Here is a 15,833-nt window from a genome sequence, read left to right on the forward strand (position 1 = left end):
GGAGCCGGCCGGCTCCCCTTTCCCCCATCGGGAGTCAAGCCGTTGTCACTGGCTGATCTCCACCTGCAGTCCCGCGATCTCCGCGCCGTTTTTATCCACAGCCTTGAATGAGAGCACCCCGAAATCCGAGGGAAGGTAGCTGACCCCCACGGGGAGGTCACAGACCACGGTCAGAAACTCCCCTGTAGGCGAACCCGTTGCCTGGGGTATGGAGACCGTGAGCGTCGCCGGCGCCGCCTGGTTGGCCGGCTGAAATACCCCGATGGTGTAGAGATCCGTGGGGAAGACGCCGCTCGCCACTACGGCCCGTGCGTCCGCCTGCCGGTATACGAAGTCCGTGACCTTGACCGACACCCCCGGTGGCAGGGAAAGCCGCACCGTGATGCCGTAGATGGATGCCCCCGGCGCCAGGGTGCCTGCCGTCGCCAGATGCAGGATCATGGTGCCGCCGCCGGCATTGGCAAGATTGGTGGCCGAGGCATCGGTCACACCCGTTTCGTTCAGCGGCGAGGCGAGGTATGCCGACAGGGAGCTCTGGAAGCGCTGCCCCAGGTCGGGAGAAAGGGCACTGTCCCCAGCGAGATCCGCGCCGTACGCAGCCAGACAGGCATCCAGGCTCCCCCCGTAATAGTCGCGCACCATCTGGGAGAATGCTGCCAGCGCCAGGGCGTAGTCCTTCTGCTCCTGCCCGGTGCCGACCTCGGCGAAATCGCTCGCAGTGGCGGCGATGGGCTGCGTGGTCAGAACGTCGACCTTGAACAGCTTGGAGATGAGCTTGTTCGCGCTGTCGATACGGGTGGCTACAAGCGGCGTCCCGGCCGCGCGCACCGCGAGCTCCGTCAGGGGGGTGATGGCAACCTGCATGGTGCCCGAAACGGTCGTGGTCGCTGCCCTGAGGGGTGCTGCCGCCGGAATGGTGCGCGGTTGCCCCGTGGCTTCGTCGAGGTAACTCCCCCCCGATACGGTGAAGAGCGCGGCCCCGGTGATGTTGACACTGGTCGTGTACTGGCCGAAGGCGTTGGTGACGGCCCCCCCCAGCCGCTTCCCGACCGTGCCGTTGCTCGCCAGGGCATAGACGTCGACCGTACCGTTCTCAATGATCCCCTTGGAGGCGGTACCGCCAACCCGCTTCAGGACTGCATTCGGGACAGTACTGCCGCCCGTGTTGTTGTCCGGCCCCTGGAAACCGCCCGCGCCGCATCCCGAAAGTAGAGCCGTCACCCCCACCACCAGCAGTGCGAACACACTCAAACTTTTTCCCATGCCGCCCCTCCCCTGTATATATTTTCGCTTGCAGCCCCACCCCTGCCCGCACTAGGCCGGCGGTGCCAGGGATCCGACGATGATGCGCAGGATCAGCACAGCGTCTCCTATGTCTATGCTCCAGTCGGGGGCGGACGCGCCCCCCACCAGGGGGGCCAGGTCCCCCGAGACCAGGAAGCCGTCCAACTGCGGGCGCATGCCGACTGAGACCTGCAGGGCCAGCAGGGCGTCGCTTATGTCGGTCTTTCCGTCGGCGTTCAGGTCGCCCGTCGGTGTGGCGTAAATGACCCTCCTGGTGACAACCGTGGCTCCACCAGCCTCGTTAGTGGCAGTCACCGTCACGGGATAGAGCCCTTTGGTTGTGAGCGGGATGGTCTGACTGAACGCGCCATCCACCACCGGCGGGGTATAGAACTGTCCGTTGACCGCTATGGTGACCCTTACCGACGTCACCGTGTCCGTTGCCGTCCCCGACACCACAAGAGAGTTCTGCCCCGGCCGCACGTCGCCCGACGGTGAGGTCAGGGTCAGGGTGGGCGCCTCCGTCTCGTGGGTCACGGTGATGACGCGGGTCGACGAGAGGTTCGCCTGCGTGGTGGCCGTGAGCGTAATGGTGGTTACCCCGACTGCCAGGTTGTCCAAGAGCTGGCTGAACAGCGAGCCGGCAAGCACAGAGGCGGTGAAGTCGCGGGCGCCGGAAGGGCCGGAGACATGGATGCCAAGGATGCAATCGTGATCGACGCTCCCGGTGATCATGAGCTGTGACTTGTTGGTCTTGTATTCGTCAGACGCCGGTGCGGTGAGCGCGATGACCGGCACTGCCTGATCGAGGACCACGCTGCTCGTCGAGTGGCTCGCGTTCCCCGCAAGGTCGATGGCAACCACCGTTATCACGTTGGTGCCGGAGGTAAGTTCGATGGTTTTGCTGAAGTTCCCCTCGGCGTCTACCGCCAGACTGGTGCCGTTTAACTGCAGCGACTGGACCCCGCTCAGGGGGTCGACGACCCTGCCTGAAACCGTAAACTGCTGCATGCTCGTGTAGCTGTGATCGGGGGGGAGAGCGACGGAGAGCGACGGCGAGGCCAGATCCCAGATCAGCGTGGCATCGCTGGTAGAAACGTTGCCGGCCTGGTCGATGCTGGTAAGCCTGAGCAGATAGGTGCCCTCCTGGTCCGCGCTCACCGTGGTGGCGAGAGAGTCCGGAGAACCGAAGGAAACCGTGCCCGGCCCGCTTGCCTGGCTCCAGCGGAAGGTAAGCTGCGTGGTGCCGCTGGCAAAGCCGTACTGGGTAAAGGTGGCATTATGGGCGCTGCTGGGCCCTGCGCTTACCAGCGGCAGTTGCGTGGTCCAAAGCAGCGCCAGCGTGTCACTGGAGCGGTTACCGGCCGCATCGGTTGCGGTGATGCGCAGCGAGTAGCTACCGTCCGCGGTGGCCGATATCTGCGGCGACAAGGCGGTCCCATCCGAAAAGGCGATGTTGCCCGGCCCGGAAAGCTGCTCCCAACGGTAGGTGAGCGGGGTTGCGTCGCTGGCCGTGGCGGCCGGGATGAAGGGCGCATTGACGACGCGGCTGCCGCCTGCCACTACCTGGGGCGCCGTGGTATCCCAGGTAAAGGAGACCTCGATCATGCTGCTGTTCCCGGCGGCGTCGGTCGCGGCGAATTGCAGCAGGTAGACGCCGTCCTGGTCGGCGCTGGCGTTCGTAGTAGCGCTCCCCGGCGCTCCGAGGGTCACCGTTCCCGGCCCGGATAGCTGCTGCCACCGGTAGACCATCGGCGTGGCATCGCTTGCGTTTACCGTGAGGTCTACCGCGGTAGCGGTAGTGACAGGCACCGGCTGGACCAGATAAGGCGCGGTGGTGTCCCAGGTTACGGCGACGTCGCCGGTGCTGCCGTTGCCGGCCGCATCGACGGCGGTAAGCCGGAGCACGTAGGCGCCGTCCCGGTCGATGGCAACCGTGGAGCTTGCTCCTGACGGCGGATCGAAGGTGACGGAACCGGGCCCGCTGACCTTGCTCCAGGCAAGGGTGGCTGCAGTGGCGTCGGCGACGTTTCCGCTTTGCAGGAAGGGGGCGTTGGCTGTGCGCCCCACTCCTGCGCTGACCGCGGGACGTGTGGTGTCCCATACCATGGAGCAGTCCGAGGAGGCGCTGTTGCCGGCCGCGTCGGTTGCGGTGAGCCGCAGGGTATAGCTGCCGTCTACGCTGGCGGAAATGTTCGGTGTCAGGGCAGCGGGGTCGGAGAAGGCGACCGTCCCGGGCCCGGAAAGTTGCTGCCAGCTGTAAGTGGAGGGATTCGCGTCGCTTACGGCTGCAGCGGGGGTGTAAGGGGCGTTACTCACCCGGCTCCCCCCCGCGTCCACCTTAGGCAAAGTGGTGTCCCAGGTGAGGGTGACATCGGCAGACGCGCTGTTCAAGGCTTCGTCGATGGCGGTAAGGCGCACCAGGTAGACCCCGTCAAGATCCATGGAGACCGTGGTGCTGGCCGAGGCGGGAGAGCTAAAGACGACCGTCCCCGGTCCGCTCACCTTGCTCCAGGAAAGCAAGGTAGCCGTCGCGTCAGACACGCTCCCGGTCTGGCTGAACGCGCTGTTTGCGGCATGCGCCGGGCCGGCACTGACCGTCGGGGACGTGGTGTCCCATACCAGTGCAACATCGGATGAGGCGCTGTTTCCCGCGGCGTCGGTCGCGGTCAGACGGATCAGGTAACTGCCGTCCCTGTCCATGGATACCGTCGTGCCGGCGGCGGACGGTGAGCCGAAGCTGACCGTCCCCGGCCCGCTCACCTTGCTCCAGGAAAGCGTGGTGGACGTCGCGTCGGATACGGTCCCAGTCTGGGTGAAGGCGATCCCCGCGGTGCGCCCTGTTCCGGCCCCGACTGCCGGCAGCGTCGTATCCCAGACGATGATGACTTCGCCGTAGGCCCTATTGCCGCCGCCGTCGGTTGCAGTCAGCCGGAGCGTATAGCTTCCGTCCTTATCCATAGATATCGTCGTGCTGGCACTGGCGGAGGAACCGAAACTAACCGTGCCCGGCCCGCTCTCCTGGCTCCAGGAAAGCGTGATTCCGGTGGCGTCGGACACGCTCCCTGTTTGGGTGAAGGCGCTGTTGGCCGTGCGTGTCGTCCCCGCGCTGACCGTCGGGAGCGTGGTGTCCCAGATTAAGGTAACGTCCGCGGAGGCGCTGTTCCCTGAAGCGTCGGTTGCCGTCAGGCGGAGCAGGTAGCTGCCGTCCCTATCCATCGATACCGTCGTGCCGGCGGCTGACGGGGAACCGAAGCTCACCGTCCCCGGTCCGCTCACCTTGCTCCAGGAAAGGGTCGTAGCGGTTGCGTCCGAGACGCTCCCGGTCTGAACGAATGGGGCGTTGGCCGTGCGGCTGGTACCTGCACTTACGGATGGGGGGGTGCTGTCCCATACCACCGTCACATCCGAAGAGGCGCCGTTTCCCGCGGCGTCGGTTGCCGTCAGGCGAAGCAGGTAGCTGCCGTCCTTATCCATCGAAACTGCCGTGCTGGCGGCCGACGGGGAGCCGAAGCTCACCGTCCCCGGCCCGCTCACCCTACTCCAGGAAAGCGTCGTCGCCGTGGCGTCGGAGACGCTCCCCACCTGGGTGAAGGCGCTCCCGGCGGTGCGGGGAGTCCCCGCGCTGACCGTGGGGAGCGTGGTGTCCCAGATTAAGGTAACTTCTGAAGAGGCGCTGTTCCCTGAAGCGTCGGTTGCCGTCAGGCGGAGCAGGTAGCTGCCGTCCTTATCCATAGACACCGTTGTGCTGGCGGCGGACGGGGAATTGATGGCGACGGCACCCGGTCCGCTCACCTTGCTCCAGGAAAGGGTCGTAGCGGTTGCGTCCGAGACGCTCCCGGTCTGAACGAATGGAGCGTTGGCCGTGCGGCTGGTACCTGCACTTACGGATGGGGGGGTGCTGTCCCATACCACCGTCACATCGGAAGAGGCGCCGTTTCCCGCGGCGTCGGTTGCCGTCAGGCGAAGCAGGTAGCTGCCGTCCTGATCCATCGAAACCGTCGTGGTGGCGGCCGACGGGGAGCCGAAGCTCACCGTCCCCGGTCCGCTCACCCTGCTCCAGGAAAGCGTCGTCGCCGTGGCGTCGGAAACGCTCCCCACCTGGGTGAAGGCGCTCCCGGCGGTGCGCCCCGCCCCGGCGCTCACCGCGGGGAGGGTCGTGTCCCACACCACCGTCACATCGGAAGAGGCGCCGTTTCCCGCGGCGTCGGTTGCCGTCAGGCGGAGCAGGTAGCTGCCGTCCTGATCCATCGAAACCGTCGTGCTGGCGGCCGACGGGGAGCCGAAGCTCACCGCACCCGGTCCGCTCACCCTGCTCCAGGAAAGCGTCGTCGCCGTGGCGTCGGAGACGCTCCCCACCTGGGTGAAGGCGCTCCCGGCGGTGCGCCCCGCCCCGGCGCTCACTGCGGGGAGGGTCGTGTCCCACACCACCGTCACATCGGAAGAGGCGCCGTTTCCCGCGGCGTCGGTCGCCGTCAGGCGGAGCAGGTAGCTGCCGTCCTGATCCATCGAAACCGTCGTGCTGGCGGCCGACGGCGAGCCGAAGCTCACCGTCCCCGGCCCGCTCACCTTGCTCCAGGAAAGAGTCGTCGCCGTGGCATCGGAGACGCTCCCCACCTGGGTGAAAGCGCTCCCGGCGGTGCGCCCCGCCCCGGCGCTCACCGCGGGAAGGGTCGTGTCCCACACCACCGTCACATCCGAAGAGGCGCCGTTTCCCGCGGCGTCGGTTGCCGTCAGGCGAAGCAGGTAGCTGCCGTCCTGATCCATCGAAACCGTCGTGCTGGCGGCCGACGGGGAGCCGAAGCTCACCGTCCCCGGCCCGCTCACCCTACTCCAGGAAAGCGTCGTCGCCGTGGCGTCGGAGACGCTCCCCACCTGGGTGAAGGCGCTCCCGGCGGTGCGCCCCGCCCCGGCGCTCACCGCGGGGAGGGTCGTGTCCCAAACAAGGGAGGTATCCGCGAAGGCGACGTTGCCCGCGGCGTCGGTAGCGGTCAGGCGCAGCACGTAGCCGCCGTCCTTGGTGGCGACTACGTCGGTCTGCAGGGAGTTTGGAGCGCCAAAGGTGATGTTGCCGCTCCCTTGCACCATGCTCCACTGCACTGCGACCGCTGAGCCGTCGGTGGCCGTGGCGGTCTGCAGGTAGCTCGCCGAGCGCGTTTGCCCGGGGGCCACCGACACAGCGGGAGGCGCCGTGTCGATGGTCCAGCTCCAGCTGGCCGCGGCGCCGATGTTGCCGGTGAGGTCGACGCCCCTCACCGCGAAGGTGTGCCGGCCGTCCGGGCTCCCGGAAAGGTCGAGCGCCACCGGCGAGTCACAGGAGGCGAATGCCCCCGCGTCCAGGCTGCAGGCGAAACTTGAGCCGGCCTCGTCGCTGGTGAAGGTGAAGGTGGCGCTTCGCAACACCGTCGGATCAGCAGGATGCCCGGTGATGCTGGCCGTCGGCGCGTCCGTGTCGATGATCACGATCTTCGAGGCGCTCAGGTTGGCCTGGGCGCTGACCGGCGGATCGGTCGCCTGGTTGCCGGCGCCGTCGAGGAGTGCGCCGCTGACGGAGGCGACATCAAGCCCCGCGCTCATCTCTCCGGCTGCGACGGTGTAGACCGCGGTGCAACTCGTCACCCCCGCCAGGGCGCCGCAGCTCGCATTGCCGCCGCTCGACAGGGTGAGGGTCAGCCCCGAGGAGGTAACGGCTTCGCTGAACGAGAGCGTGAGGGGGATCAGGGCCCCTGCGCCGTAGCGTCCCGCCGCAGCTGTCGTCGTGACCGCCGTTATCGCCGGAGCCGACGTGTCCAGGAGCAGGGTCCGCACCACCGTCGCCTGGTTCCCGGCCTGGTCCGCGCAGGTTACCGTCACAGGGTAGGAGCCGTCCCCCCCCAGCGAAAGCTGCTGGCTGAAGGAACCGCCAGCCACGCTGGGGGAGTAGTTCTGCCCCCCCGCCGCGATGGTCACCGAAACGGCGCTGTCGGGATCGCTCGCACTCCCGGCGATGACCGGTGTCCTGCTGTTGGTGCTCTTATCCTGGGGTGGCTGGGTCACCTGCAGGTTCGGCATGCTGCCGTCGAACAGGACGCTTCGCTTGGCGACCGCGCTGTTTCCAGCCAGGTCGGTCGCGGTGACGGTGATGGTGTTGAGCCCGTGTTCGAGGGTGACGGCGGCGGAAAACAAGGTGCCGTCCTGCTCGGCACCCTGGGGGCTCCCGGCGCCGAGGGTGACCGTCACCACCGATTCCTCGTCGACGTTGCCGGCGACCGTGACGCCCCCCTGCGAGGTGACGACGTTGTCGGCCGGCGAGGTGATGGTAAGGTGCGGTGCCGACAGGTCGAGCCGGATCACCCTGCTGTCGGTCACGCTGTTGCCCACCTGGTCGGTGGCAACCACGGCTATGGTGTTGGGGCCGCTGACGAGGGTGACCGCGCCGCTGAAGGCGCCGTCGGGCTGGACCTGAACGGCGTCACCGTTTATGGTCACCACTGCCGGAGCGCTCGCCGCGTCGGTCGCACTACCTGCGATGTTCAGAAGGGAAACGTTGGTGACGGCTCCGCCGGGGAGGGTGGAGACGGTAAGGACGGGGGCGTTCGCGTCGACGTAGATCTCGGCGCTCGCAGAGGCCGGATCGTCCTTATCGCTGGTAGCCGTGATGGTATGACTGCCATCGGTCAGGCCCGAAACGACTGCTCCCCAGGCGGCCGGAGAGGGATAGCTGACCGGACCGACCACCGCTCCCGGGACGTCGAGGGTGACGGTTGCCCCCTCCGCACAGGTGCCGGTGACCGTGAGGCTCGCGTTCAAATAGGGAGAAGAAAGGGGATCGATGGTCACTGCGGCCCACGCTGAGACAGGGGTCGCAAAAAGGAAGGCCAGCATCAGCGCTCCCGCCAGCATACGCACGTAGCCGTAGTGCATCTTGTCAACCCTCCTGTCCCGGAAATCGCATCGAGGCGTACGGCAAAAACAGGAAAACTACGCGACCTGCGCACTGTTTGGTGCAGGACTGCGTAGCAAGCTGCATCGGCAGCCTTACGCTGAACGGGTCCCGCGCGGGCCGTTTAGCGCAGGGTGCCGCAATAATAGCTTGGTACGGCGCCGGTCCGGCCGGTTCGCACCGGCAGGAGGCAAGACTACTACCTTACGGCGTTGATCATCTGCTGCCGCAGCGCCGACTGAAGGCTTATGTCGCGGAAGATCGACATGTTCGCGAGCTGGGCGTTGATGGCCAGATGGTTGCTGATCACCTGCCTGTCGAGCGTGTTCTGGATTACCGCCAACCCTCCGGGAAGCGAACCCGTTCCCTGCGCAGCGTGGAAGAGGTTGCTCCCCTCCGGCCCGATCTGCACCAGGGTGGTCCCCGCGCCGCTTTTCATGGCGCCGGCGGATGAGAAGTTGAAACTGCTGGATGCGCTCAGGACGCCGTTGACGTAGACCGCGCGCTCGATGCCGAACGAGACGAGGAGGCCGTCCTGGCCGAAAAAGCCGCCCCGGCTTGCCGCGAGCTCAGCCTCGGCCACGGCGGGCGCCGCCATCGTTTCTTGCGCCGGTTCCGCCCCGGCCCGGGAAGCGAACAGCAGCGCCACGGACGTTACCAGGATGATCCCTTTGGTTTTCATGGTGTTACCCCTTTAAGCGTACCGACCGCTCAAAAACCTCTGCGTGCCGTCAGGAAAAGAGTCGGATCCAGCAACTGTGCAGTCGTAAGCGGTTCCACCCCCGCCAACATCCTCCTTGCCGGCCACTCGCCCGGTTCGTTGAAGTGCCGGCTCGCCAGGTCCTTGTGACTGCGCACCAGGAACACCAGGCCATTCCACCACCGCTCGAACTCACCGCGCGGCACCGTTCGTGCGCCCTGCGCCGGGTCCCCCAGAAGCACTTCGCCTTTGGTGACCCCCTTCAAAACGATGAAGTGCCGGTACCCCCGGATGTTGACCAAGGCGATGGCGGGAATCCCCACCTTTTCCAGTTTGTCCAGCGTGATGCGGTAGCCGTCGGCCTGGTAGCCGCGCCGCTCCAGGTACTTTTTCATGTCGAGCAGGGAAAACCCCTCGCGGCGGATCTTTTCCTTGTCGCCGTTTTCGAACATGGCGACGAACACTTGGTCCTCACTGACCCGGTCCTCGTAGTGGTAGGTCAAAAGGGTGGCGAGGGCCGCCGAACCGCAGCTGAAATCGTACTGCTGCTGCACGGTCCTTTTGAAGCGGAGCTCCTTCACGCTGGTCACGGGGACGTTGACGTTGCCAAGGAACGCGCCGGGCACGGCGACGCTTCCTGCCATGCCCGGCGTGGGCGCCACCTGGAGCACGGCGGCAAAAAGCAGCGCAGTCTTGATAGCGGAACGTGGCATGGCGCCTCCGGTCAGCGTACGCTCAGGTTGAGGATGAAAGAACTCTGGATCACGTTCTGATTGCCCGTGTTCTGGATAATGGTCGCGACCCCGTTGGTGGCGCCGAACGCGTTGTCGCCGACCACGTTGGTACCGGTTCCGGACGAAGTGAGCAGGTTGCTCGCCACAGTGGCGCTCGACTCGGAACTGTTGATCGTGTTCACCATCTCTTCGACCTGCACCCCTTGTCGCCCGGTCTGCTGGGCCATGGCGCCCTCGGCAAGCGGCGCGCCCAGATCAGCCTGCCCGATTTCCGAGGCGACAACCGGCGGGGCGAAGGCCATGCCAAGCATCACTGCAAAGGTAACGATGTGCTTGCGTATCATGGCCGTTTCCTTTCTTGGGCCGCGATGAGCCCGTCGGGTACGCAGTACGGGCCCCGGTTCGTACCGGGGCCCGCTCCTCTATGTGGCGGCAGGTCCGCCCCCCTGTTACTGCCCCGGGTTCAGGCTGAGGTTCGACTGAACGTTTATCGAAGGCTGGATCAGGGAATTCATGCCGCTGTTCTGGGTCACGGTGGTGATCCCCGCTGCGCTCTGGAAAGCGGAGCCGGAGATGTCGTTGTTGCCGGTGGTGATGTAGGCGCGCTTGCCAAGGTCGACGGAGTTGGCGGAAACGGCGCCCTCGAGCTGGGTGCTCGACACGGCTACGGCCACGTCGCCGATGGTGATGCTGAGATCATGGCTGTCGGTCGCGCTTTCGGACTTGTTGACCGACACGGCATTGTAGGAGTCCTTGATTTCGGTCTCGTTGTTGGTCTCGGTCTCGGTTTTGCTGAAGTTGCGGTTATCGCTTCTAGTCACGTTGGTGGTGTTGAAGGATTCCTCGTTCTCGGTCTTTGAGTTGCCCGAGGCGACGGTATTGCCGGACTCCTTGTTGGAAACCGAGTTATCGGTGTTGTTGGAATCCTTGGTGTTGACCGAGTTGTCGGTCGGGGTGATGGTCACCGTCTTGGTTGCGCTGTTGCCCGAGGCGATCGAGTTGCCGGACTCCTTGTTGACATTCACGTTCTCGGTCTCGGTGGAGGTGTTGTACGATCCCTTGGTGTTGACCGAGTTGTCGGTCGGGGTGATGGTCACCGTCTTGGTGGCGCTGTTGCCCGAAGCGATCGAGTTGCCGGACTCCTTGTTGAGGTTCAGGTTCTCCGTCTCGGTCTTCGTGAAGGTGTTGAACGATTCCTTGTTGGTGGTGGAGTTGTCGGTCGGGGTGACGGTCACCGTCTTGGTGGCGGTGTTGCCCGAGGCGATGGTATTGCCGTTTTCCTTATTGACGGAGACGCTGTCGGTAGAGCTCAAGGTATTGCTGTTGCTGGTGCTGCTGGTTGCGCTGCTGCCATCCACGGCGACGGCAGCGCCCAAAGCGCCGTCGTTGGAAGCATCTATGGCGTAGGCGAAGCTGGAAAGGGATACCACTGCTGCTGCGGCCAGGATGGCGACGATACGTGATTTCATGACTTCCTCCTTTTCGTGTGTTGACTGCATTGGAATGGCCTACTAAGTGCACCTCTTCCCGCCGGGCCATGGCCCCGGCGTAAAACCTTCTGCTGCATCTTCTATGAGACATCTCAGTGCCGCTGCTGTGACCGGGCGACCGCCCTCCCCTCGTCCCACAGCTTCACGTCGCTTAGCTGCAGCGAGGGTTGCAGTGGCGCTCCACCCAGCAGGTAACGCCCGTGCACCGCGTTCAGTTCCTCCGCCGGCAACGGCGCCCCCTCCAGTTGGTTGAAACCCTGCTGCTTGGCGGCAAACGCTCCCCTTGCGGCTCCCCCTTGCGAAACTGGGGCCCGTTCCTCACGGGGGGGCGATGCGACCTGGTCCGTCGTGGCCGCAGAACCGGTCGGCGTCATCTCCGCGCGGGCCGCTGCCGTCGGCAGCAGCAGGGCAATGATCAGCATGAATCGTTTCATGATCACCTCCGCTACGTACCTCGTGAATCCACACCCATGTATAGCACGCTCCGTGCCAGGAATTTTCAGACGAGATTACGGCTACTTACGGGGCAAAGCGGGCACGGTTTTGTAAAAGGGAGTAGGACACTCTTTTTTACACTACGTGTGGTTAATACGTAATTTCAGGGACTTGAGTGTAAAGGGTGTAAGGGGGGGGCGCGCCCCCCCGGAGGGAGTGGGGACCGGCGGAAGAGCCGGGCCGATCAGCTCAGGAAAGGGAGAAGGGGATGGGCGCCGCGTTGTGGGAGCTGCCGGGCTCGGTGTGGGGGGGATCGGTGTGGGGGACGCCGGGATCGGTGTGGGGGACGCCGGGGTCGGTGTGGGGGCCGTTGGGGTCGATGCCGTGGCGACGCATGGACGCGTAAAGGGTGGGCCTGCTTACCCCGAGCACGCGTGCGGCACGGGTGACGCAGTAGCCGGTTTGCTCAAGAACATCGATGATCTGTTCGCGGCTGTCAGCCAGTGCGTAGGGCTGCTTGTTGCGCACGAAGGGGGCGACCCTCGCCAGCTCCAAATCCTCGGGCTCGATCGCCTTGCCGCTGGCCATCACCAGTGCACGCCGCACCTTGTTGATAAGCTCCCTCACGTTGCCGGGCCAGTCGTAGGCGCTGATTGCGGCAAGCGCCGCGGGAGAGAAGCCTTGCAGTCCGCTTTGTTCCATGGCGCCGAAACGCTGGAAGAAGTACTTGGCCAGAAGGATGATGTCGTCTCCGCGCTCGCGCAAGGGGGGGAGCGTTATGCTGATCGTGTTCAGACGGTAATAGAGGTCGCGTCGAAAGGTACCCTGGTCCACCATGGCGGCCAGGTTGCAGTTGGTCGCTGCGATGATGCGGACGTCCACGTGGGTGCCGCGCTTACCCCCGACACGCTCCACGGTGTGGTCTTCGAGAAAGCGCAAAAGCTTGGCCTGGAGCGGCGCGGGGAGTTCGCCGATCTCGTCCAGGAATATGGTGCCCCGGTCGGCCAACTCGAAGCGTCCCGCCTTCCTCGCGTAGGCGCCGGTGAAGGCTCCTTTTTCGTAACCGAACAGCTCGCTCTCCAGCAACTGTTCGGGGATGGCCGCGCAGTTCACCACTACCATCAACTGGTCCCGGCGCTGACTCCTTTCGTGAATGGCCTGGGCGGTAAGTTCCTTGCCGGTGCCGCTTTCCCCGAGGATCAGGATGTTCATGTCGGTGCAGGCGGCCTTGCGTATGGTGGCAAAGACTTCCCGCAGGGCCGGGGCGGTCCCGACGAATTCGTCGTTGCCGCAACCGGGGGATGCCCCGATGATGCTCTGGTCAACGGTGGTTAGCAGGCGCAGCAGAAGTCCCCCGTCGCAGCGGGAAAGTCTGCTCTCCAGTCGGGCCAGGAACGTGGCATGCAGGTGGCGCTCCAGGTATCCGCTATCCATGACGTCCAGAGGAGTACGGCAGGCGCCGCACAGGGTGCGATCGTTCTGCAACTCCCCGCCGCAGTACGGGCAGCTGCCGTTTACCGGGGTCTGCTTCCTGAGAAAGGACCAGATCGCGTCATACGCCTGCTTTTCAGGGAAATAGAGCCTGAACACCGTGCTCTTGTGCGAACTGCGCAACGGGTGCGCGGGGAGCTCCACCCGGGTGTGGGGGGGGAGGTTGATGTTGAGGGTGCATCCCTCCTCCGAGATGGGCCCCATGCCGCTCACCATGGCGCTGCTCAGGCTGAGCTCGTTCACAACGACCGCCTCTTCCACGCGGCGCTTGCCTGAAAAATAGACGGCACGGCCGCTCAAGCGGGTCTTGATGCGTATGTCCATGCGCGGCATTACTGTTTCTCCTGTTTCCCGGCTGGCGTGTCGGCCATCTCGCCGCCTTCGCTCGCCTCCGCCTCTGCCGCGACAGCCGGCGATCCCCCCCGCGCTGTCCCACGGTCAGAGGTTGAAGGGTACCTTTACGGTCAGTTGCACGTCGGGCGCCGCCTGGGTGAGTCCCGCGCCCAGGGAGAACACGTAGCTCATCCTGTCGCTCGCCCGGTAGGAAAAGCCGATGAGCAGAGTCCCCAACTGGGTTACCATGGTCCCGGGAAGGTAGCTCTCGTTGCGCTTCACCCGGCCGACGATGCTGTGATCGTAGCCGAGGCTGATCGAGGTCTTGTCGTTGAGGGCGAAACCCAGGCCGAAATTGGCGTCCACGATATCCCCGGGATCGACGTCGCCGACGCCGGGGATGCTGCGGGGAATGTTGGCCATGTAGCTCACGCTGCCGAAGAAGACGGCCGGATCGGAGGGAACGATGAGGGTAAGTCCGGGCTGGATGCCCCAAAAGCCCGAACCGGTCGGGAGCCGGGTGTAAAAGCCGGTGGCCTGGTCCACCGGCATTTCGAAGGGGTCCTTGCCCGTGTTCGACTTCACCCGCAACCCGAGCAGCCAGTAGGACGGTCCGGTGCGGTTCAGCTGGTAGCGCAGGCCGAATTCAATGTCCCCGAGATCGTTGCCGTCGGCCGTGAAAACGCTCGTGACGTTTTGTCCGCCGGTGCCGGCCGAGTCGGTCGAGGTGGACTCGGTCCGATAGACGTAAGGGATCTTGACCTCCCCCTCCAGCCTGCTGGTAAGCCCGTAGCGCAGCCCCAGCGCTCCGACGAGGGTGTTGCTTTCAACGTTCTTGATGTTGATGAGGCCGACCGTGATGGAAGGGATTATGGTATAGCCGACCACCGAGACGAGGTTGGTCGAAGAGTGGGAGTACTGGAAGGAGGGCTCGAAGACGAGCTGGCCGCGCGGAGTGAGCGCCCCCCCCTGTTCGAAAAGCGCGGCGCCGTCCACGGCCGGCTTCTCGTCCTGAGGCTTGACCCCGACAGGTTGGGCTGGAAGCTGGCTCCCCGCGCCCTTCCCCTCCGGTGCGGCGCGCTGTTCCTCGCTCATTGCCTCGGTAGAGGTTGACAGCAGCACTGCGAAAGCAATCAGTAATGACAGAGATCTCACTAGTCGACTCATAGCATTCCTTTCCTTTGCACAAGTGACCGTCTGCGAGATATATTTCCATTAATTTATTATATGTCAAGGCACACTGACACATAAAATTCACACTTTACACTTAGTGTAAAGACAGTGTAAATGTGTAAAATAGTAACAGAGACAACAGTAGACACTTCTCTTTCGATGCGAAAAAGCAATCCTGTATGTTAAGTTTTATTGCTTAACATTTTCTTTTTTATCCACCGCCTGTATCGTGTCGTCGTGGCGCGAGGTTGGTGGCGTGCGCACAATGCCAGAGGACCGGCACGGGATCCCCCAACGGGGAGCGGGGACGCGCGCAGGCATCCTTTCGGACGCGGCGCACAAAAAAATCCCGGCGGCCACGCAGGCCGACGGGATAAGGGTTTTTTCCGGGAGAAGCGTTACCGGCAATCTCCCGTGTGAAAAAGCGGCGCCTTCGTTACTTCATCTCCTCCTTGAGCCCCTCGATGACCGCCTTGACCTCCGCGATCATCTCCCTTGCCTGCGGCGAGTGTTCCCGCTTCAGGTAGTTCTCGAAGTGCTTGATGGCGTCCGCGGTGCGGTCCTGGTCGATGCAGATGTTGCCCAGGGTCAGGTAGCTCATGGTGAATTCCGGGTCGAGGCGGATCGCCTCCAGCGTCTCGCGCTCGGCCGCCTCCAGGTCGTCCATGTCGTAGTAGAGCTCGCCCAGGTTGAAACGGGCGGTGGCGTCGGTGGGGTCGATCTCGATTCCCTTGTGGTAGGCCGCGATCGCCTTCTCGTTTTCGCCCAGGCCGTAGTAGAGGTCCCCCATGGCGTTCAAGGCGAAGACGTTGCCCGGATCGAGCTCCAGCGCCCTCTCGAAGGCCTTCAGCGCGTCGTCGGCACGCTCCATGGCGTTGTAGACGAGCCCCATGCTGACGTAGCCGTCGCAATCCTTGGGCTGCAGCTCGGTCACCTTGCGGTAGCAGGCCAGGGCGTCCTTGTGCTTGCCCGACTCGAAGTAGACGTCGCCCAGCGCGGTCAGGCCGTCCAGGTCCTCCGGCGCCAGCTCCAGCCCCTTCTTGAGCGCGGCGATGGCGTCATCGACGTGCCCGGCTTCGGAGTACGCCTCGCCGAGGTAGAAGTACCCCTCCGCGTTCTGGGGCTCCAGCGCGATGCAACCCTTGAATGCCTCGATGGCCTGGGCGTATTCGCCGGACTCCATCTGCGCTATGCCGTTTGCCAGCTTTTCATCAAAAGTTGTTGCCATTGCCATTGCCTCCTCCACGACTCCAATCGGATTTCATTGGCGC

General features: G+C 64.5%; 10 protein-coding genes. All 10 read right to left on the bottom strand.

Going from position 1 to position 15,833, the window contains the following annotated elements; translation table 11 throughout:
• Positions 1 to 45: 45 nt before the first annotated feature.
• A complete protein-coding gene (locus tag KOL99_RS05915) occupies positions 46 to 1,263 on the bottom strand; it encodes a hypothetical protein (RefSeq protein WP_216509559.1) in 1,218 nt (405 codons plus the stop codon).
• Between the two features lie 51 nt (positions 1,264 to 1,314).
• Entirely contained in the window at positions 1,315 to 8,187 is a 6,873-nt protein-coding gene (locus KOL99_RS05920; RefSeq protein WP_216509560.1) for a PKD domain-containing protein, read from the bottom strand.
• 218 nt (positions 8,188 to 8,405) lie between these two features.
• Positions 8,406 to 8,888, bottom strand: a complete 483-nt coding sequence (locus KOL99_RS05925) for a hypothetical protein (protein ID WP_216509561.1) — start codon at positions 8,886 to 8,888, stop codon at positions 8,406 to 8,408.
• A 29-nt stretch (positions 8,889 to 8,917) separates the two neighbouring features.
• Positions 8,918 to 9,619 (bottom strand): C39 family peptidase, encoded by a 702-nt coding sequence (locus KOL99_RS05930; RefSeq protein ID WP_216509562.1) that lies wholly within the window; start codon positions 9,617 to 9,619, stop codon positions 8,918 to 8,920.
• Between the two features lie 11 nt (positions 9,620 to 9,630).
• Positions 9,631 to 9,984, bottom strand: coding sequence for a hypothetical protein (locus KOL99_RS05935; protein WP_216509563.1), 354 nt, complete (start codon positions 9,982 to 9,984; stop codon positions 9,631 to 9,633).
• A gap of 105 nt (positions 9,985 to 10,089) precedes the next feature.
• Positions 10,090 to 11,109 carry a hypothetical protein gene (locus KOL99_RS05940; RefSeq protein ID WP_216509564.1) on the bottom strand — a complete coding sequence of 340 codons (1,020 nt, stop codon included), beginning with the start codon at positions 11,107 to 11,109 and terminating at the stop codon, positions 10,090 to 10,092.
• A gap of 113 nt (positions 11,110 to 11,222) precedes the next feature.
• The gene (locus tag KOL99_RS05945; protein ID WP_216509565.1) at positions 11,223 to 11,564 is read right to left on the bottom strand and encodes a hypothetical protein; all 342 of its coding nucleotides are present in this window, start codon (positions 11,562 to 11,564) and stop codon (positions 11,223 to 11,225) included.
• 250 nt (positions 11,565 to 11,814) lie between these two features.
• The gene (locus tag KOL99_RS05950) at positions 11,815 to 13,389 is read right to left on the bottom strand and encodes a sigma-54 interaction domain-containing protein (protein WP_216509566.1); all 1,575 of its coding nucleotides are present in this window, start codon (positions 13,387 to 13,389) and stop codon (positions 11,815 to 11,817) included.
• 105 nt (positions 13,390 to 13,494) lie between these two features.
• Complete coding sequence (locus tag KOL99_RS05955; protein ID WP_216509567.1) at positions 13,495 to 14,484, bottom strand: transporter; 990 nt, start codon at positions 14,482 to 14,484, stop codon at positions 13,495 to 13,497.
• A 514-nt stretch (positions 14,485 to 14,998) separates the two neighbouring features.
• Complete coding sequence (locus tag KOL99_RS05960) at positions 14,999 to 15,790, bottom strand: tetratricopeptide repeat protein (RefSeq protein WP_216509568.1); 792 nt, start codon at positions 15,788 to 15,790, stop codon at positions 14,999 to 15,001.
• Between the last annotated feature and the right edge of the window lie 43 nt (positions 15,791 to 15,833).

Origin of the sequence: Geomonas azotofigens, from assembly GCF_018919395.1 — a bacterium.
In the GTDB taxonomy this organism is placed as follows: Bacteria; Desulfobacterota; Desulfuromonadia; order Geobacterales; family Geobacteraceae; genus Geomonas; species Geomonas azotofigens.